Source organism: Rhizobium sp. KNZ14-9A (genome assembly GCF_056755015.1).
Map to the genome: position 1 here is coordinate 1013653 of NZ_JBPGXB010000001.1, position 19021 is coordinate 1032673.

Genomic DNA, 19021 nt, shown 5'->3' on the forward strand with positions numbered 1-19021 from the left:
ACAATAACGATATCCATCGCCGGCCCGCATGCATGAATTCTGATGAGTGGGAACAAGACAAGGGCCAGAAGGCCCGCAAACGGAGAGACACATGGCTGAGAAGAAAGCTGGCCGCATAACCCGGCGTGGCCTGTTGAAAGGTGCCGCCGCCGCGGCAGGTGCCGCCGCAGGCTCGGGCGTCATCACGGGCTTCCCGACGATCTGGGCGCAGAACATCAAGGACATCAAGATCACCCATGTCGGGCAATCCTATTCGACGATCAAGAACATCCAGGAACAGGCGAACAAGGATCTCGGCTTCCAAATCGAGATGCAGACGGTCGACGTGACCACGCAGATGAACCGCATGCTGACGCAGCCGGAGACGATGGACGTCGCCGACCTCGGCAATACCTCGGTGAAATATCTGCTCGGCAAGCATATCGTGCAGCCGGTCACCACCAAGGAATACAAGTGGTGGGATCAGACGGTGTCGCTCTTCCGCACCGGCAAGTATCCGAACGGCAACGAGGCCTCGCTGCAGGGCTATGCGCCGATCAAGGCGCAATATTACAGCGACGCGAATGCGACGGCCTATTCGATGACCCCGACCGACTGGCTGGTCGGCGTCCCGCTCTATTACAATGCCGATACGCTGGGCGTCCGGCCCGACCTCGTCGGCGACGTGAAGATCGACAGCTGGGCTAAGCTTCTCGACCCGGCCTTCAAGGGGCGGGTGGCGCTGCAGGAAGGCGTCAATGTCGGCCTGCCGGATGCGGCCATGGCGCTCGAGGCGCTGGGCGAGGTCAAATATGTCGACAAGGGCAACATGACCCGCGACGAAATCGACAAGACCATCGCCAAGCTGATCGAATACAAGAAGGCTGGCCAGTTCCGCTCCTTCTGGCTGAATTTCGACCAGTCGGTGCAGCTCATGGCCTCCGGCGAGGTCGTGCTGCAGTCCATGTGGTCGCCGGCGGTTACGGAAGTGCGCACACGTGGCATCCCCTGCACCTTCCAGCCGCTGAAGGAAGGTCATCGCGGCTGGTACATCATGATGTTCGCGATGAATCACCTGACCGGCCTGAAGCGCGACTGCGCCATCGAATATATGAACTGGTACAATTCCGGCTGGGCAGGCGCCTTCATCTCGCGCCAGGGCTTCTACAACACGGTGCCCGAGAACGTGAAGCCGTTCATGACGGCCGATGAGTATGGTTACTGGTATGACGGCAAGCCCGCCCAGGCCGATATCCTCAATCCCTTCGGCAAGATCATGGAGAAGGCGGGTGCGGTGCGCGACGGCGGCTCGCTCTGGGACCGCATGGGCAATATCGGCATCTGGAACACCCTGATGGATGAGGACCGCTATCTCGTCCGCCAGTGGCAGAAGTTCATCGCTGCCTGACCCCTCGGCGGTGGCAGCCATTGCCGCCGCCGGCCCCGGCATCACCGAAAAACAGGGAAACCGCCGATGAGATTGCAAGCGGGAGCAGGAACATCCGTTCTCCAGGTCGCGCCCTTGGCCCTTATCATGATCGGCCTTGTACTGGTGCCGCTCGCCATGATCCTCGCCGTCAGCTTCATGGATTACGGCTTCGCGGAGGTCATCCCGGAATTCATCTGGGACAACTATGCCGACATCTTCACCTCGAGCCTGACGCTCGATCTCTACGAAACGACCTTCAAGTTCGTCGCGATTGTCTGGGCCATCACCCTTGTGCTCGGCTTCACGATTTCCTATTACCTGATCTTCCATGTGCGCAGCTCAGCGATGCGGGCAATCTGCATGGCGGCCTGCGCGATCCCCTTCTGGACCTCCGGCCCGATCCGCATGGTCTCCTGGGTGCCGCTGCTTGGCCGCGAAGGCCTCGTCAACCAGGCGCTGCTGCATCTCAATGTCATCGATCAGCCACTGACCTGGCTACTCTATTCCGATTTCTCGGTTATCCTCGTCTACGTGAATATGCTGACGCTGGCGATGCTCGGGCCGATCGCCAACTCGATGGCGAAGCTCGACCATTCGCTCGTGCATGCCGCGCGAGACCAGGGCGCCAGTGAATGGCAGATCATCACGATGATCATCCTGCCGCTGGTCAAGCCGGGCATCGCCATCGGTTCCATCTTCATCGTCACGGCGGTGATGGGCGACTATTTCGTCGTCAAGCAGATGGGCGGCGGGCAGATCAACACGGCCGTCGGCGCCATCACTACCGAGCTCAATGCCTTTCAATATCCGCCCGCGGCCGCCAAGTCCGTCGTCATGCTGGTCATCGTGCTGACCTTCGTCACGGCGCTGCTGCGGCTGGTCGATATCCGCAAAGAACTGGCGAACTAGGAGACCGGACATGCGCGAAAGAGGACAACCACGCCCCCGCTCGTTTTATCTGCTCTTCGGGATTTTCGTTGTCTACCTCGCCTTCCTCTACGGGCCGATGCTGTGCGTCTTCGTCCTGTCTTTTCAGGGGTTGAACGGCGGCATGAGTTTCCCGATGGTCGGCGTTTCCACGCATTGGTTCCAGGTGCTGTTTTCCGGAAGCGGTGGCGAAGGCGTCGGCGATATACACGAATCCTTCGTGCGCTCGATGCGGCTTGCCGGCATCGTCGCAGTGCTGACGACGCTGATTGCCCTTGCCGCCGGCCTTTCCTATCGCCGCAAATTCCCGGGCGCGAATTTCGTCTTCTACTCCGCCATCACCTCGATGGTGCTTCCCGGCATCTTCGTCGGCTTCGGCATCGCGCTTGCCTTCAACCTGCTCGGCTTCCAGGTGCAGTGGTTCACCTCAGGCATCGGCGCCCAACTCACCTGGTCGCTGCCCTTCGGCCTGCTGATCATGTTCATCGTTCTCGGCCGCTTCAACAGGTCATACGAAGAGGCGGCGACGGATCTCGGCGCGACCAGCTGGCAACGCTTCCGCGAGGTGATCTTCCCTATCATCCTGCCGGGTGTCGTCGGCATCTTCATGGCGGGTTTCACCTCGTCCTATGAGGAGGTGGCACGCACCTCGCTGAATGTCGGCACCGGCAACACGATGCCGATGGAAATCACAGGACTGCTGACGGCCGCGACCTCGCCCGTCCTGTTTGCGATCGGCACTGTCACCACCCTTTTCTCCTTCTCGCTTGTGATCGGTACCCTTCTGCTCGGGACCTATCTCGCCAAGCGACGCCGTCTGCGGGCGCATGCGCATTGACGGAAACTTTCAAGCCAGAGGTGATCCCATGAGACATGAGACAAAGATCGCGCCTGAAACGCCTGCCGCCGAATGGAAGACGCAGCCCCGGCGCAGCAACGACGTCGAGCTGGTGGCACTGACCAAGCGCTACGATTCAAGCGTCGTCGTTGACAATGTGTCGCTGCGCATTCCGGCCGCCTCCTATTGCTGCCTGCTCGGACCGAGCGGCTGCGGCAAGACGACTACCTTGCGGATGATTGCGGGGCACGAGGTGGTGAGCGACGGTGACATTCTGATCCAGGATAAGAACGTGACCGTCGCACCCGCCGTCAGCCGCGGAACCTCGATGATGTTCCAGAGCTACGCGCTTTTTCCACACCTGAGCGTTCTCGACAATGTCGCCTTCTCGCTGAAACTGAAGAGGGTCGACAAGGCGACGCGCCACAGGCAGGCGATGGACTATCTCGCGCTGGTGCAGATGGAAAAGCTCGCCGACCGCATGCCCTCGCAGCTTTCCGGCGGCCAGCAGCAGCGCGTCGCCCTGGCACGGTCGCTGATCACCAAGCCGCGCGTCCTTCTGCTCGACGAGCCGCTGTCTGCGCTCGACCCATTCCTGCGCATCGCCATGCGCGCCGAGCTGAAGCGCATCCAGGCGGAGCTCGGGATCACCTTCGTGCATGTGACCCACAGCCAGGAAGAGGCGATGGCCCTGTCCGACATGATCGTCGTCATGAACGGCGGCAGGATCATGCAGGCGGCGCCCGCCCGCGACATCTTCGAGAAGCCGGCCAATGCCTTCGTCGCGCGTTTCATCGGCGGCCATAACATCATCCATATGGGCAGCCGCCCAGTCGCCGTGCGCGCCGACAAATGCCATGTCTCGCATGCGACCGACGGCCGTCACCTGATGGCCGAGGTCATCGGCCGCGAATATCAGGGGCCGGCCGTGCGCATCAATCTTTTGTCGGTGGACAAGCAGCCGCTTTCGGTTCTGGTGCCGGACAGCGAATTCTTCGCCGAGCCGCATGCGATCGGCGACCGGGTCACCGTCTCATGGTCTCCCGACGACGAATGGTCGCTGGATGCCGCCTGAAAGAGCCTAAGCCAATCTGCGGCTGGTGCGAGCGGTGCCTGTGCCGGCTTTTCCGTTTCGCAAGAAAAGGAGAAGTGGCCCGCTTCGTTCGGGCCATTTAATCGTCAGGAAGCGTAGACGCCGGGCCGGCTGCCGGCTTCGGCGAAGATCCAGTCCTTGAAAGTGTTGATGGCCTGCGAAGAGGCCTGCAGCGGCGAGATAATATAGTAGGGATTGCGGACCGGATAGGGTTCGCCGAGCCTGACGAGCTCACCGCTCTTCAAGGCCTTTTCGATGAGGATGGAACGGCCGAGCAAGGCGCCCATGCCGGCTTTCGCCGCTTCGATCGCCGGGCCGCCCTGATTGAAGCGGGGTCCCTTGGCAACGTCTGTTCGATGCATACCATATTCCCTGAGATAACGCTCCCAGTCTGGATATTGGCCATTGCTGTCGGGCTTGGCCCTGTCGACATGGACGAGGGGCAGCTCGCGCAAGGAATCGAAGCTCAGCTCGCCATATTCTTCCGCAAGCTGCGGCGAACAGACGGGGATGATTTCCTCTTCCAGCAGCAGTTCGACACGGCGGTCGAGATTGGTGCGCCAGTTGCAGATCCAGATGTCCGAAGTATTGGATTCGATTGCCGAGCGCTCGATGAAAGTCGTCAGCGAGATGTCGATATTGGGCGACGTCCTTATGAAGTTCTGCAGTCGCGGCATCAGCCAGAGCGAGGCGACCGAGGCGGAAGCGCCGACCACGACGCGCTCCGGCATATCGAGCGGCTTGCGCAGAGAGTCGATCGCATCGTCGATCAGATCGAGCGCTTCAGTCAGGCGCCCGAGATAGGCCCGCGACTCCGATGTGAGCTCCAAGCGGCTGTTTTTACGAAGGAAAAGCTTGGCCTGCAGGAAATCTTCTAACAGCCGGATCTGATGACTGAGGGCTGTTGGCGTCACGCAAAGCTCATCAGCTGCCCGCACGAGGCTATTATGCCTAGCCGCTGCCTCGAAGGCACGGACCGCGTTCAGAGGTACTCGTCTTCTCATCGACAATTCCCCTTTACAACGTCCTCCCGCGCGTAGAAAAACACGACGGATTTGTTACGGCAAGCATAATTTCTGATCAAACACAGTTACGGTTCATTTTTTAGGCGATCCCCGCCAACGGATTTATTCTGCGGCCGTGACAACCGGCGGCAGCGGCGTTTCCTCCCGCTTGGCGATGCTGCCGAGGTCGAAATTCGTGTTTGTCCGGCTACGCCGGAAATAGACAAAAGAGATTGCCATGCCGACGCAGCAGAGCGCGCCATTGGCAAAAATCGACACCCAGACACCGAAGGAATGGGCAATGAAACCGGTCAGCATAGCGCCGATCGGCGAGGAGCCGGTTATCAGCAGATGGACCATGGCGGCGAAACGGCCATGCATGTCGGGCGGCGACTGGATCTGCAGCGACGCCGTCACCGAGGCGGAGAACGTCACGGCCGAGGCTCCGACGATGAGGAATAGGAAGCAGCTGACGAAAAGATTGCCGGTGAGCGAGATCGCGATCAGCATGATGCCGAAGGCCAGTCCCGACAGCAGCACGCGCCCTACCGAAGGGGCGCCACGGCTCGTCAACAGGAAGGCGGAGATGAAGGAGCCGGTGCCGAGGCAGGAATTCAGCAGGCCGAATTCGGCAGCGCTTGCGTGCACGATATAGTTCGCCACGAGTGGCACGATCGTCGTGAAGTTCTGGCCGAACATGCCGATGAAGGCGGTTGCCAGCAACAGGAAGAGGATCGTCGGCGTGCGCCAGGCATAGTCGAGGCTCTCGCCGATCTGCGAAATGACGCTGGGCTTGCCGGTGAAGCGGCTGGGTTCAAGCTCCTCCGGCCGGATCCGCATCAGGGCGATCAGGATGGCGGCGAAAGTCACGGCATTCATGAAGAAGGCTGCCTCCACGCCGAAGGCGGCGATGACGACGCCGCCAAGCGCCGGACCAATGATGCGCCCGAGATTCTGGACCATGGACGTCAGTGCAATCGCGTTCGGAACGAAGGGAAGCGATACGAGTTCGCTGACAAAAGCCTGGCGCAGCGGTGTGTCGAGCGCATTGATGACGCCGAGGGTGAACGCAAGGACGTAGATATGCCAAATGGTCACCGCGCCGGTTGCGACGAGGACACCGAGGACGACGGCCTGGACTGCCGCGAAAGCCTGGGTGGCAAACATCAGCTTGCGCCGCGGGAAACGGTCGGCCACCGCTCCGCCGACCAGGGCGAAGAGCATGATGGGCAAGAATTGCAGCGAGGCGACCGTCGCAAGCGACAGCGAAGAATTCGTCAAATTGAGGACGAGCCAGGCCTGCGCGGTGGTCTGCATCCAGGGACCGGTCACCGAGACCAAAAGCCCGGAGAAGAAGATCCTGAAATTTCGAACGCCGAGCGCGGCGAACCTGCCCTTCGTCAGCGGCAGCTCAGTGAATGACGCCATCTCGCACCATCAGGCGGTCTGGGTCATCACATAATCGGCGGGTCGCCGATTGACTGCGAAGGCCCAACGTTCGCGAATGGAGGCCTGTTTTTCCATGTCAATTTCTGCGATCACCAGTTCGTCGCTCATGTTCCTGGCCTTCCTGACGATCATGCCGTCGGGACCGGCAATCAGGCTCCCGCCGATATAGCGCACGCCGTTTTCCACGCCGGCCTTGCCGGCGGCGATGACATAGGTCCCGTTGGAATATGCGCCGCCGCACATGGCAAGCTCGGATGCGCGGCGGGCAACGGAAAGGGTGCCCTTCGGCATGACCGGGGTGTTGTAGCCGACGCAGATGATGTCGGCACCGTTGTGAACGAGCGAGCGGTAGGCTTCCGGAAACCGCCTGTCGTAGCAGATCAGCCCACCGAGCTTCAGCGGCCCGGTGTCGTGAACGGTAAAGCCGAGATCGCCCGGCGTGAAATAGCGTTTCTCCAGGATGGTGACTTCGCCATTCGGTTTCGGCTCGACGAAGCCCGGAATATGCATCTTGCGGAATGTCCCGACATGGCGCCCTGACGTGTCGATGAAGGCCATGGAATTGTAGACCTGATGGCCGGAAAGCTCGGCGAAGGGCAGGACGACGGCCATCGCGTGCTGCCTGGCCTTGGCGCCGACGGCGGCGATCGCCTCGTCATTTTCGGCCTTGGCGGCATACTGGCCAGAGAGTTCGTGCACTGTCGCACCGAAATAGGGCGTCAGCGCAAGTTCGGGGAGGACGACGAGCTTCACGCCCCGGTCGCCGACCTGATCGAGGAGCGGCAGGATGCGGGACAATGTGGCGCCGATGCTCGGCCCGGCGGAACCGAGCTGCAGGGCCGCAGCGAGGAATTTCATGACACAGTCTCTTTCTGGATGGCGAGGAGATCAGGCAGCCGCGCTTGCCGGCGCAGCACCGGCGGCGATCTGCTTTAGGGCCTGCTGCACGGATATGACATCGCAGATCTTGAATTGCATGTCGAAGAGCGCAGCAGCATGCGAGAGTTCGATGCGATCGAACACCGCCTCCTCGATCACCTGCATCTTGTAGCCGAGCGCCATGCCTTCCACGCAGGTCGCACGCACACAGCCGCTGGTGCTGTTGCCGCCGACGAGCAGGCCGTCGACGCCTAGATTGTTCAGCATCATGTGGAGATTGGTGAAGGTAAAGCAGCTGGGCGTCTGCTTTTCGACGAGTAGGTCGCCGGGCTGCATCGCCACCTCTACCGGGACTTCCGAATTGATGTTGCGGGCGCTGAAATTGTTCGATGGGTCGGCCGAAGGAAGGCCGCTCAGCTCGTAAAAGATATGTTTGGAGTAGATCACCGGCATTCCCGCCGCGCGAGCCGCCGCAAGCAGCTCTTGCTGGACGGGAATGGCTTTCCAGGCATGAGGGCCGCAGGCGCCGGAATAAACGTCGAGCTGCTCGTATATCGGCTTGTCGAAGCCGCAGGCGGTGACCTGCATGTCGATAAGCAGGAGGGCGTTGCGCCGGCCGGGACCGCTCAGCGTCCGCGGCTTGCGCTTCTCCATGACCTTCTTGTCGTCCTCAGTCAGAAACTTGTCCCAGACAGCCATGTTCCTCATCCTCTTTTTTGCGATAGGCTGAAGGTTAGTCGGGACTTTCCGAAGTTGCGAATGGCTATTTCTTCGGTTGGCGATGAGAAATGCTCAGGCCGAAAATCGAAGAGCTTGTGCAAGGATTGTCGCCAACGCCCCAACTGGCGCTGATTGATGACAGGTGACGAAAGAAAACCAATGCTGATGGACCAGAATTCCGGCGGTATCGAAGACCTGCTGTTCACCAAAGCCCGCACCTTCAACAAATGGCATGACCGTCCGGTCAGCGACGCGCAGCTCGAGGCACTCTATGATCTGATCAAAATGGGGCCGACTTCGGGCAATTGCCTGCCGGCCCGCTTCTATTTCGTCAAGAGCCGGGAGGCCAAGGATCGCCTTGCACCTGCGCTGTCGCGGGGCAATCTCGAAAAGACGATGACCGCGCCGGTGACCGTCATCGTGGCCTACGACAGTGAATTCTACGAGAAACTGCCGCAGCTTTTTCCCCACGCCGATGCCCGTTCCTGGTTCACCTCGAGCCCGTCGCTGGCGCAGGAGACGGCCTTCCGCAACAGCAGCCTGCAGGGAGCGTATCTCATAATCGCGGCGCGCCTGATCGGTCTCGATGCTGGCCCGATGTCCGGCTTTAAAACGGAGATCGTCGATCAGGCCTTCTTTTCCGGTACGCCGATCAAATCCAATTTCCTCGTCAATCTCGGCTATGGCGATCCGAGCGGCAATTTCGATCGCCTTCCCCGTCTGGCATTCGCGGAAGCTGCCGCCATCTTGTGATCGCGGCTGGACAAGACATCGAGATAACTCATCAAGGAGAGCGTCGGTGCACGGATCGTTCAGCGGTCATGGTGTAGCCGAGCGGTGGTTGAACTATCGGATCTGTCAGCTTCATGCCCTTCAACTACAATGCCTCCCGTCGCCATCGCCGGTCAGCAGGATGGGGTCAGAACAAGGTGCGCCGGTAGAAACCGGTAAGGAGTAGATGGTGAAAGTCCATTACAATGAAGAAGTAGCGATCCACATTGACCCCGAGTCATGCGCGGTCAGCCGTGAGGCTGGGCGTGAAGCGTTGACAGGGGAGCGTGTAGGCCAGCCATTGAACCGCGAAATTGACGCTTCTCGGATGCCGACGTTCGTCTTGTGTGCGGAAGGCAATATGAATCGGTGCGACAGCGCGAGTGTCGATTCAACCCGGCGTGAGACGGTTCTCGAAACGGCTCGTGGCTGCAGGTAACCACGCATTTTTCCTTCCTGCGCGGCGCGAGTTCGGCACAAGAACCTTTCGAGACCGCAAAGGCTTTGGGTATCCAGGCGCTTGGCGTCGTGGATCGCAATTCCCTGGCCGGTATCGTCCGGGCCGCGGTTCGACAAGGGTCCTGGCCCTTTGGCATTGGAGGCTGCAAAACGATGAAAATCTCGCGGCAGCTATATCTGCGCGATGTAAAAGTTGGGCGAAGCCCCGCCCACGTGAACGATAAGCTGCGGGTCGGCATTGTCCATGATTGTGAGCTTTAGAACGCTGCAGTCGTCGTGCTCTCCATTCACGTCGGCGTCGCGGCCATCGATTACGGCAAGCTGCTCATGTGCTGACAGTTCGGCCCAGAAGCCATCCGTCGAGAGTAAATAGACGCCAGGCGAGCTGTCCGTTTCCAGGATTTCAGGTGTCATATACTCACGTGAACGAAAGCTCCTGGTGAGGAGATGTCTGGCCGGTGTCTTCGACAGTTCGTCAACTGCGACGTAACCAAACGCATTGGCAAGCGTGTGAGGCTGAGTCCGCCAGTGAATTTTGTCACCTCGATCAATTTGGCCTAGGAGACAGTCGCCGGTATGGATAACTGTCATTCGTACTCCCGGGCCGGTATGCATAATAGCAAAACTGGCCGAGGCCCGAGGGTAACGCGCGCGCAAACCAAGATGGATTCCGCGCAGTTGTTTCGTAAAGTCATCGACATCAAGCCTTCCTTGTAGACCGTTGAACCAGTCGATCACTTCGCGCACAATCGCTTCGGCATATTCTCCACTGTTTTCGCCTGCGGTGGAGCCATCGACAATGATCGCCATCACACCATTGGTATTTGTGCCAATCCCCGCGTGGTCGCGGTTGTCAGCAGTCATTGTGCCCTTGCGGCTATACCAGCTAGCTTCAATGCGCATGGGTGCCGCCATCTGCGCAGTGGCTTATTGTAACATAGCGCTCGCGCACGATAGCTACCCGACCGGTCTGCCCGCGCAAATTTCCCTCAAGGAAATCGTCAAAGTCGCGATGCCTGAGGAGCGCCTGGAATTGTTCAGCGATGTATGTCTTGACGTCGAGATCAGCATTGACCAGTTCCTGACCAAGTTCCTCTCTCCCATCAACGACGAGAAGTATGTCCTCGGCATCTCGACTTGAATAAAGATCATCACCGCCTCTGCCGGCGAATGCTTCCAGCTTTGTCGCTATAAAAAGGGCGGGCGTGAGGAGCCGGATGGTGAGACTTTCAGTGAGTTGGTGAATCTCAGCCGTCTCGATACCTTTTGCGTACCAGCGATTGCTAAAGCCAAGAATTGTTTCATCATCCGGCATGAAATCGACTTTGAGCGGGCCGAGCCGCATTCGGCAGATGACGTCGTCATCCGGGAACTCTTTGAACCCCCTTTCTCGCAGCTGCTCCAGTAGTTGGCCCCATTCGGCAAGCCCCGCAAGATCGACAATAAGGTCGATATCGTCGGTGGCCCTGACATCTTCGAGGGTCACCGGGTCCGTGATGAAAAGTGCGGTCGTACAGCCCCCGACGAACACAAGACGATCGCGCAAATCCTGCTCCAGAGCCGTTGCTACGACTTTCAACATTTCGAGCAGCTGGCCATGGACAGTCGTCATTTATCGAGCATCCTTTTCGAGAGCCGATCGCTTGCCAAACCCACTTCTCGTTGGTTTCCAAGGCGGATTGCGTCGCAGAGTGCCAGATATTCGTAGAGGCGCACGTCCTTTTGGACTGCTTCCGGTACACTCTTGAACAGCGGTTCGACGGACTGACCCATTTCGCGCGCGCTTGGGTGCGGCCAGACGTAAATATAGTTGCCGGCACTGACCAAAAGGCCCTCGAGCATAGGTGCCGCAAAGGCGGTTGGAATGCCTCGCTGCATTGACCCGGGCTTTACCGGAAACGCGAATTTTAGGCCGTGGACGATGAAATTGAACAGGTTCCGCCGGCTGGGCCTGGGTCTGCCAAGCTCGCGATCTTTGCTTGCAATGCCAGAGGCTAGGCTCCTCTTGATCAATTCGTTGACCTCGGTCTTGCTTATACCGAGAGATGCCTCCAAGTTCCGAACGGAGTATGGGTCATCGCCCTGCGCCTCTAGGCGCATGCGTTCGACCCCTTGCTCCTGTTCCTGCTCCTGGAGGCTGATGAGCTTGAGCAGTATGACGATGTCCTGGCTTTTCATAAATTTTTCCAGCTTGCGTCCTCTGTCCTAGGACCAAGGACAGGGAAGCACGACAAATCCCTGTTGTCAAAGCCTGCGCCGTCTCCAATTTTTGTGAGCATCCGCTCTGACCTGATGACCGTAGCGAAAAGAAGAAAGCATCAGGTACCGAAGACAGCGATAAGATCCGCATAAGCACGATCTTTGTTGGTCGGAGGCGGATCTGTTGAGGCGCCCCAATCCCGCTCTTGATGGATGGCTTCCTGGTCCAGCCCCGGATCTCCGTCGATCAACCCGCTGACGGGGTCCGCTAGGCAAGCTGCGGCCGCTTCGGCTTTGCCTTCGCGGTGATCGCGACCGGTTCCGGACACTGACGGGAGCCATCGAGCGGGAATGGCCCGCTCCAAAGATGGAGCCTCAGATGAACACCGATCTTTCGCTTGCGCAGAACCACGCCTTCCAGCTTTCCCGCACCCTGATGGTTCCAGTCACGCTGTTCAGGTCCGGCGACGAGTTCGGCGTTCTGCCGAGCGACGAACTCGATGACGAAGACGATCTGGAGATCGTGCATGAATTCCATCCCTGGCCGGCTCATTGAGCCGGCATTTTCCTCTTCAAGGTGCCGCTTGCGAGCGGCAGGCGGTGAGGGAAGCTTCGCCGCGCCTTGGCACCGACGGTACCGTTGATCTGCAGATCAGCAGATTGCCAGGGCGCGCCCTTGCCCCTTTGCTCTTCGCGGACGCCGGAAACGGTCCCGCGAATTGCGGGAAGGATTAATCTGGAGAGAAGGGCGGACGTGAGAGCGCCGAAAAAAATAATGGAAAAACAGAAACTGGAAGACCTTCGGGACCGTGTCCCGTGCGCCGCGGTGCTGGAACAAGTTGGCTTTGCCATCGATGTCAAGGAAAGCACCCGCAAGGCAGTGAAATACCGGCGCGGTGCGGAAATCGTCATCGTCATCCATGGGGGGCGAGGATGGTTCGATCCGCTGTCCGACGCGAAGGGCGATGTCTTCGCTCTTGCGGAGCATCTGGATGGCGCCACCTTTGTCGAAGCGCTCGACCGCGTGGCCAACCTCGTCGGCGTCAGCGCCACGGATTCTGTTTGGTCTCGGCCGGCCAGAAGCCTCGCTCACAGCATTTCCGTCCCGGAACGCTGGGCAAAACGATGGAGTCCGTGGCAGGGGTCGATGACCTGGCGCTATCTGCGAACCGAGCGCTGCCTTCCGGCAACAATCATCCGGGATGCCATGCGCAGTGACGTCCTTCGGGAAGGCCCTTATGGCAGCATGTGGGCAGCGCATGTCAATGACGATGGTGCTGTCACCGGCTGGGAAGAGCGCGGTCCCGATTGGCGGGGGTTTTCGACAGGCGGTTCGAAGATTCTGTTTCGCCTTGGTTCTTCCGATGCCACTGGCCTTTGCGTCACTGAAGCGGCGATCGACGCCATGAGCCTTGCGGCATTCGAGGGACTTCGCGAGGGCAGCCTCTATCTCAGCACCGGCGGTGGTTGGTCGCCGGCGACAGACGTCGCGGTCCGCAAGCTGGCCGCGCGCGCCGGTGTTGTTCTGGTCGCGGCCACCGACGCCAATAGCCAGGGTGAGAGCTTTGCCGGCCGCCTTCGTGACATTGCCGATGAGGTTGGTTGCGACTGGTTGCGACTGACGCCGCCGGCCGAGGACTGGAATGACGCGCTGAAAGCGCGGGAAGAAGAAAAGAAGGAAAGGACGATGAGGGCGGGACGAGGAGGCCTGCCGCATGCGCGCTGGTCGCGTCAAGGGTAAAGCTTCGCCCGCTTGATAGCGGCCCTTGACCCGCCCGGACGGAGAGGCGGCGTGAGGGGAGGGGTCGTGAAGGACTGAAGGGGAATGGTGAGCCGACAGGCAGCGCCGCGCTTCGGTTCGGACAGGGCCAAAGGAGCCGTCAATGAACACCCCTTCCGCAATCCGTAAAGTCTACCAGGGCCTCGCCGACCGCCATCAGATGTTCAGGTTGTTCGATCGTCACGCACAACGTCCTCATCGGTTCGACGGTGACACGAACGCGCTTTATGCCGGCGAATGGTTCGAAATCACCGAGCGTGAGCATGACGATATGTTCGAGATCCTGCCGCCATTGTGGATCCGGGGCTCGATGTTCGCAATGCGCGAATTCCTGACAGGATCCGTCACATCGGTTTTCTTCGCGCTACGGATCGACGGGGTCATCCGTCACTTCCATGGATATTGCGATCTCTCCGACGGTGGGTCGGTAGAACAGATGCGGCTGGCAATCATCGAGAGGGAAACGCGACCTATGCGATCGATGACGCGGGACGAACGTCTCGAGCATATCTGGAGCGCCACTGCGGACACCTATCGCGGTTACTCCGATGAAACCGCCGCCCCGCAATATCTGCCGGGGCAGCGCGTCATCGCTCTCTACAGCGGGGCTGGGTCTGCCAGGTCAAAACTGCTCGACGACCTGACCGACGATGAGATCGCCAGCAAACTGCCCGTCCAACTGCGGCATCTTCCCGATGCGGCAGCCGCAGCGTTCGAGTGGTCGTAACGTCCCCGCTGCAGCGGGATCCCCAACGTCAATCAGCCTCCCTTCGCCGCGCATGAAGACGATCAATATGCCGTCCGTCGTCAGATCCGCGACGCCGAGCGGGAGATCGAAGCCGCCACGCGGCGCATCGGCGAGATCGGCCAGGACATCGCGCGGCTACGGCCGACCGCCGGCCATGCCTTCACCATGATGGTGCTCGGCCAGGAATATGCCGAGCGCAAGGAGGCCGGCCGGGCGCTAATGAAGGAAATCCTCATGCTTCTGCAGCTTCAGAGCCAAGGCGAGGTTCATCTGGCAACGATCGGCGGCTTCGATTTCGTTTACGAGGGTGAGCGGTTCGGCAAGAGTAAGGGCGATGGCTATCGTTACGAAACGTTGCTCCAACGCACTGGCGCAGACTCCAAGATCGATCTGGCGATCACGGTCACCCCGCTCGGCGCCATCTCACGTCCGGAGCATGCACTCAGCGGCTTTGACGAGGAACAGCACCAGTATCGCCGGCGGCTGGAAGATGCCGAGCGGCGATTGGTTTCCTACCGCTCGCGAGACGGAGGCGCTTTCGCGTTCGCAGGCGACCTGGAGGAAAAGCGCCTGAAGCTGCGGGCAATCGAGGCTCAGCTGTCGGCAGATCTGGACAACGAGACCGTCGCGGCAGCTGCATAGCTGTGTTGCACAATAAATGTTTTCCTGGTGGTCAAAAATCAGGCATAACGCTTTCAGCTGATGCACATGGCGGTCACCTCCCAGTTCCGTCGCAGCAGCTGTTCCCCTCTGGAGGTTTTAGATCTCCACACTTCATGGGCCGCGCTTTCCGCAGGCCCATTTTTTTATTCATCGTTCGCCTCATCGGACGATCCCGAGCGACTTATGCCGCGACCGCACTTGGGCAGCTAACTCGGCCATTATCGTTGCGAGCTCCACGTCAGGAAGGTCTCTGGTTTGACGCCATCCGTCCGCGCCTTCTCGATAAGCGGCTTCAGGGTGTCGTTGACGAATTCTTCCATTGTCGTGGGTAGCGCCGGACGATCATCGCGGAACTTGACTCGCCCATCGTTAAGAGCCGCCGCGGTGTTCTTGTCATAGACCCACCGATCGAGCGTTCCGAATTTTTCCCGGAATACCGTTTCGACCTCGCGATCATTCGGATTGATGAAGCCATAATCCACCCCTCTACCGAGTGCCCGGCCGATCAGCGCGGCGATCTCGGTCATCGTGTAGTCGATGCCCAGTTGCTTTACGGACCGGTGCTGCTCAGTCGGCGTGTCGAACTCCTTCGCCGCAAAATCCGCGAGGTCCTGAATGGAAACCCAAGGCGCTTTGACATCGGGGGCAAGCGTAAAGCCGATCCTATCGTGGTGCGCGATTGCATCCGCCCACCTCCCCAGGTCCTCCATGAACCAGCCACCCTGCAGATGCACCAAGTTGATGTCGCGTAACCGGTTGAGGATCTGGTCCAGGATATGGAAGCCCTGGAAATGGCCAGTGTTTCCGCTGAGCTCGGACCCCATTGCGGTCAGGCTCACGACCAATTTCACAGGAGAATCGCGAAGCGCGTCAAAAAACCGAAGCGCGACCGCAGGGTAGTGCCCATGGAAGTCCTCCGCCGCCCAAAGGGTTTTGACCATCAGGAAGGCAGCGTCAGCGTCTTCGAAGAACCTGCCAAGCTCGCCATCGCCCGTATCGAAGCTCCCCACGAACGGCTCTGCGCCTTTCGCGACAAGTGCTTCGAGGGCGAGCCCCCCTCTCGAAAGAGCTTTGACTGAATGGCCTTTGGCCAAGAGGTTCTCGGTAAGTCGGGCACCGATCCTGCCGGTCGCCCCAACCACAGCAATGCGCATGGCTCATCTCCTACAGTTTGCTGGGCCGATTCTTACAGGATTGCTTGGTGGGCAAAAGTGGAGATAATGCCATATGATCTCGAAATCAGGCCAACCGTTGATGAAGCCAACCTGCAGCACTGCCATAGATCTGAGCCTCTCGCATGGGCAGGCGATGGCGTTCAGAGTGGACTTCGCCGATTATGAAGCCGAGGGGCATCAGCATCAGCACCCGCAGGGTCAACTGATCCTGGCGCTCCATGGCGCGGTGACATGCACAGCGGAAAGCGGGGTCTGGGTCGTTCCACCCGACTGTGGGCTTTGGGTACCCGGCGGCGTTCCGCACAGCAATCAGGTCACATCCAATGCTCGACTGACATACTTGTTTGTCGAGCCTGGCGCGGCGGAGCTTCCGGATGAGTGCTGCACGCTTTCGGTATCGCCAATGCTTCGGGAAATGATTCACCGGATAGCGGACTTATCGGAGAGGGACGCGCGCGACGCTCATGTCGATCGCCTCATGCGGGTCATGCTCGACGAGCTCGCCCTGATGCCGCGGGAGAGGCTGGAGCTACCTGTATCCGACCATCCAAAGATTGCCTTGATCGCTGCGGCGCTTTTGGCAAACCCGAGCGACCGGCGCACGCTCGGCGAATGGGCCGAGCATGTCGCCATCAGTGAGCGAACGTTGAAGCGGCTTATGGTCCAAGAGACGGGATTGAGCTTTGGCCGTTGGCGGCGTCAGCTACATCTGGTCATCGCCCTGCGGCAACTTGCCGGCGGTGCGACAGTCCAACATGTAGCAGGCGACTTAGGGTACGACTCCACCACGGCTTTCATCGTCATGTTCAAGAAGGCGCTTGGGACCACGCCATCGCGCTACTTTGCCGATCGGCTCTTGAGCGCCGAGCGCGCGTGACACGTTGCCCATCCGAAGTCTCGGCGGCTCTGGCTCAATCGATCGGCTCTGACCCTAGATCACGACTTGAAATTGCTCTTCGTCAACAATATCTGAGCATCACTTCCCGATGAGACGATGTCCTGCTCGCTGCAATCGCCGCGGCGTTTGACATAGTCCCGGGATACAGAAGAAGGCGCTCCCCTCACGGGTCGAGCGCCTTTTTATTTCGGAGGCGACCGCAAATCCGGTGCTGCATCTTGACCGCACCCGCTTGGCGGATGAGATCTGCACTCAAACATTGCGTGGGAACATATGCCGTTTTTTCTGGTGACGCAGACATCGCTGGTCGAAGCTCAAGACGAGCAGGAGGCCGCTCAAACGGGCGTCGACCGCCTCCGTTCCGGAGGACAGGTCACTGTCGCGGTTAAATCGGATGAGACAACGGTCACGCACGTCGTTGTCGCCGCACTGGTCGAACAGCCGCTTCCGGTCTCACCTTCCGAAACCATCAATCCATCGCCTTCTACCGTTGCTATCCCTAAAGCTGCTTCTGCCGCACCGGAAAGCAGGAAAGTCATCTTGAAGCGTATGATGGCTGACGCGCTGGCCCTTCTTGGGCGGCGAGCTTAGGTGATCCTCGCGACGTACGGCTGCTGCCGGATCCAATTATCTTCGCGCCCAGCTTCAAATTGATAAGTGAGAACTGAAAAGAGGGAGGGATGAACCCGTCGCAGATCGGTCCTCCTGCCGACGCTGTCGCTCAACCGCCGCCTGCGTCATCCCGGCCGCTTGTTCTTCGCAGGGCTGGCAGCCCCGCTTGAACTTCCCAGCAGGGATGCTCGGCCGCAGTTGCCGCAGTCCGGCCGCTCTGCGGTCCAGGAAGTGTCTTCGAGAAAAAATGAAGACAGGAAGGGCTAGCAAGGCGCCGGTCCATGATCCTCCCGAAAGGAACAGGCCATGCGGATCATGAAGGTTGACCCGCGCGCGCTCAAGGAAAATCCCGACCGGATGCGCCAGTCGACGTCGTCGCCGCAGGCCGAGCACGAAATCCTGTACGAGCAGGATGAACTGGAGGGGAATGATGTCCCAAGCTCGATGCGCTTCGAGAATCCGCGCGCGAGCACGCCGATAGCTTCATCGTAAAAAGCGATCTTGAGGATGCCGATCAACGGGAGGCGACGCCCGGCGTGCGGGAACAGCCTTGAACAAAATACCGACCTCAGTTGATTGGTGCGTAGCTGTTTCTCCACCAGAGAACTGATCAATTCGACCTGAGCCGGCGGCACAGCCCTCCCGTGTTCCGCTGCTTCGCGCTGCCTTGCAGTCAGGCGCCGATCTGGCAACCGGGCGAAGCGATGAGGAGACCGAAATCCTGGAAATAAAACGCGGCTATGGAGCCCTTGGCGAATGCCCGCAGAGGGCGCGCCACCTTCTTGCAGGCCGCAGGAACATTTAGATCAGACCGAAGTTTGCTTAAAAGGCGCGGCGGCCATGTCTCCTCTCGATGTGTCACGAGAGATGTCGCGTCTCCTGCACGACGCCCTCGATCCCGCCGGATCGGGGGTGTTGCATGATCCGGCCGACCCGGCAGCGCGGACAACCCGTTTGAAGCGCCATTTTGTTGAGAAAACCGGTGCTGGCATGATGACCGATCGAAAGTCAGCGATCCGTGTCGGTGACGGCGCCGCATTGAGGAGAAGTGAGAAGACTCTGTCCCCAATCGCCGACGCCTCGGCAGAGGACGTAACGTTTTGAGTTCAGCTTCTACCCAACCATCGAAACCCGCTTTCTTCGGCTACTCGACACGCTCCGACCGCTGCGCGAGTTGACGCCGTTATCCACTCTGCTCGACGTTTAGCATTCCTGCTTTGACGGAGCGCGTCAGCGACGTCGCAAGAGCCGACCGCTTTGGCTTCCCAGAATTTCTTTTTCAAGTGGAGCTGGAACCAAAGGAGACGTTTTGAGGTTCGTTGACCGACTCGCCGGCCTTGACCTCCCACAAGGCGAGATCGCCCCCCGATCGCTACGTCGCCTTGTTCCTCCGGCGCG

At 59.7% G+C, this 19021-nt stretch carries 20 protein-coding genes and 2 pseudogenes; 14 read left to right on the forward strand and 8 right to left on the reverse strand.

Translation table 11 applies throughout. The features are described 5' to 3' along the window. Positions 1 to 91 precede the first annotated feature (91 nt). From ACR9ZQ_RS05275 to ACR9ZQ_RS05290, 4 genes are all read left to right on the forward strand, one after another. Positions 92 to 1387, forward strand: coding sequence for an ABC transporter substrate-binding protein (locus tag ACR9ZQ_RS05275; RefSeq protein ID WP_481427126.1), 1296 nt, complete (start codon positions 92 to 94; stop codon positions 1385 to 1387). A 66-nt stretch (positions 1388 to 1453) separates the two neighbouring features. Beyond that, positions 1454 to 2317: an ABC transporter permease gene (locus ACR9ZQ_RS05280; protein WP_481427127.1), complete on the forward strand. Its 864-nt coding sequence runs from the start codon at positions 1454 to 1456 to the stop codon at positions 2315 to 2317. A 10-nt stretch (positions 2318 to 2327) separates the two neighbouring features. Further along, a complete protein-coding gene (locus tag ACR9ZQ_RS05285) occupies positions 2328 to 3173 on the forward strand; it encodes an ABC transporter permease (RefSeq protein WP_481427128.1) in 846 nt (281 codons plus the stop codon). 28 nt (positions 3174 to 3201) lie between these two features. Further along, positions 3202 to 4248 carry an ABC transporter ATP-binding protein gene (locus ACR9ZQ_RS05290; RefSeq protein WP_481427129.1) on the forward strand — a complete coding sequence of 349 codons (1047 nt, stop codon included), beginning with the start codon at positions 3202 to 3204 and terminating at the stop codon, positions 4246 to 4248. Between the two features lie 104 nt (positions 4249 to 4352). On the opposite strand, the gene ACR9ZQ_RS05295 is transcribed toward ACR9ZQ_RS05290, so the two are convergent. The 4 genes from ACR9ZQ_RS05295 to ACR9ZQ_RS05310 all read right to left on the reverse strand — a co-directional run bounded on the left by ACR9ZQ_RS05295 (position 4353) and on the right by ACR9ZQ_RS05310 (position 8297). Further along, positions 4353 to 5270 carry a LysR substrate-binding domain-containing protein gene (locus ACR9ZQ_RS05295; RefSeq protein ID WP_481427130.1) on the reverse strand — a complete coding sequence of 306 codons (918 nt, stop codon included), beginning with the start codon at positions 5268 to 5270 and terminating at the stop codon, positions 4353 to 4355. 123 nt (positions 5271 to 5393) lie between these two features. Continuing rightward, positions 5394 to 6698, reverse strand: coding sequence for an MFS transporter (locus tag ACR9ZQ_RS05300; protein ID WP_481427131.1), 1305 nt, complete (start codon positions 6696 to 6698; stop codon positions 5394 to 5396). A gap of 9 nt (positions 6699 to 6707) precedes the next feature. Continuing rightward, positions 6708 to 7577 (reverse strand): nitrilase-related carbon-nitrogen hydrolase, encoded by an 870-nt coding sequence (locus ACR9ZQ_RS05305; protein WP_481427132.1) that lies wholly within the window; start codon positions 7575 to 7577, stop codon positions 6708 to 6710. A 30-nt stretch (positions 7578 to 7607) separates the two neighbouring features. Then, on the reverse strand, positions 7608 to 8297 hold the full coding sequence (locus ACR9ZQ_RS05310) for a cysteine hydrolase family protein (RefSeq protein ID WP_481427133.1): 690 nt from the start codon (positions 8295 to 8297) through the stop codon (positions 7608 to 7610). Between the two features lie 186 nt (positions 8298 to 8483). Here ACR9ZQ_RS05310 and ACR9ZQ_RS05315 point away from each other — a divergent pair, with 186 nt between their 5' ends. Further along, positions 8484 to 9071, forward strand: coding sequence for a malonic semialdehyde reductase (locus ACR9ZQ_RS05315; RefSeq protein WP_481427134.1), 588 nt, complete (start codon positions 8484 to 8486; stop codon positions 9069 to 9071). Between the two features lie 648 nt (positions 9072 to 9719). Here ACR9ZQ_RS05315 and ACR9ZQ_RS05320 read toward each other — a convergent pair. From ACR9ZQ_RS05320 to ACR9ZQ_RS05330, 3 genes are read right to left on the reverse strand one after another with little or no spacing between them, the layout of a single operon-like run. Beyond that, a complete protein-coding gene (locus ACR9ZQ_RS05320) occupies positions 9720 to 10451 on the reverse strand; it encodes a hypothetical protein (RefSeq protein ID WP_481427135.1) in 732 nt (243 codons plus the stop codon). Further along, entirely contained in the window at positions 10441 to 11160 is a 720-nt protein-coding gene (locus ACR9ZQ_RS05325) for a nucleotidyl transferase AbiEii/AbiGii toxin family protein (protein WP_481427136.1), read from the reverse strand. The genes ACR9ZQ_RS05320 and ACR9ZQ_RS05325 overlap by 11 nt, the downstream gene beginning before the upstream one ends. Then, the gene (locus ACR9ZQ_RS05330; RefSeq protein ID WP_481427137.1) at positions 11157 to 11726 is read right to left on the reverse strand and encodes a hypothetical protein; all 570 of its coding nucleotides are present in this window, start codon (positions 11724 to 11726) and stop codon (positions 11157 to 11159) included. Before ACR9ZQ_RS05330 ends, ACR9ZQ_RS05325 begins: the two co-directional genes overlap by 4 nt. A gap of 400 nt (positions 11727 to 12126) precedes the next feature. On the opposite strand from ACR9ZQ_RS05330, the gene ACR9ZQ_RS05335 reads away from it, so the two are divergent. From ACR9ZQ_RS05335 to ACR9ZQ_RS05350, 4 genes and pseudogenes are all read left to right on the forward strand, one after another. Further along, positions 12127 to 12303 (forward strand): hypothetical protein, encoded by a 177-nt coding sequence (locus ACR9ZQ_RS05335; RefSeq protein WP_025419229.1) that lies wholly within the window; start codon positions 12127 to 12129, stop codon positions 12301 to 12303. 219 nt (positions 12304 to 12522) lie between these two features. Next, the gene (locus ACR9ZQ_RS05340) at positions 12523 to 13488 is read left to right on the forward strand and encodes a DUF3991 and toprim domain-containing protein (protein WP_481427138.1); all 966 of its coding nucleotides are present in this window, start codon (positions 12523 to 12525) and stop codon (positions 13486 to 13488) included. 142 nt (positions 13489 to 13630) lie between these two features. Then, on the forward strand, positions 13631 to 14254 hold the full coding sequence (locus ACR9ZQ_RS05345) for a DUF1419 domain-containing protein (protein WP_481427139.1): 624 nt from the start codon (positions 13631 to 13633) through the stop codon (positions 14252 to 14254). A 45-nt stretch (positions 14255 to 14299) separates the two neighbouring features. Next, a pseudogene (locus tag ACR9ZQ_RS05350) lies at positions 14300 to 14917 on the forward strand (lactate dehydrogenase); the annotation flags it as partial. Positions 14918 to 15156: 239 nt separating this feature from the next. On the opposite strand, the gene ACR9ZQ_RS05355 reads toward ACR9ZQ_RS05350, so the two are convergent. Then, complete coding sequence (locus ACR9ZQ_RS05355) at positions 15157 to 16092, reverse strand: NmrA family NAD(P)-binding protein (protein ID WP_481427140.1); 936 nt, start codon at positions 16090 to 16092, stop codon at positions 15157 to 15159. Between the two features lie 73 nt (positions 16093 to 16165). Between ACR9ZQ_RS05355 and ACR9ZQ_RS05360 the strand changes: the two genes are divergently transcribed. The 5 genes and pseudogenes from ACR9ZQ_RS05360 (at position 16166) to ACR9ZQ_RS05380 (ending at position 18727) form a co-directional block, all read left to right on the forward strand. Continuing rightward, positions 16166 to 16990, forward strand: coding sequence for an AraC family transcriptional regulator (locus ACR9ZQ_RS05360; RefSeq protein ID WP_481427141.1), 825 nt, complete (start codon positions 16166 to 16168; stop codon positions 16988 to 16990). 294 nt (positions 16991 to 17284) lie between these two features. Next, positions 17285 to 17602, forward strand: a complete 318-nt coding sequence (locus ACR9ZQ_RS05365) for a hypothetical protein (RefSeq protein WP_047637134.1) — start codon at positions 17285 to 17287, stop codon at positions 17600 to 17602. Positions 17603 to 17929: 327 nt separating this feature from the next. Continuing rightward, complete coding sequence (locus ACR9ZQ_RS05370; protein ID WP_481427296.1) at positions 17930 to 18115, forward strand: hypothetical protein; 186 nt, start codon at positions 17930 to 17932, stop codon at positions 18113 to 18115. Continuing rightward, positions 18058 to 18177 (forward strand): annotated as a pseudogene (locus ACR9ZQ_RS05375) (DUF2934 domain-containing protein); the annotation flags it as partial. The gene ACR9ZQ_RS05370 and the pseudogene ACR9ZQ_RS05375, both read left to right, overlap by 58 nt. 286 nt (positions 18178 to 18463) lie before the next feature. Further along, positions 18464 to 18727, forward strand: a complete 264-nt coding sequence (locus ACR9ZQ_RS05380; protein ID WP_162747866.1) for a hypothetical protein — start codon at positions 18464 to 18466, stop codon at positions 18725 to 18727. Positions 18728 to 19021 lie beyond the last annotated feature (294 nt).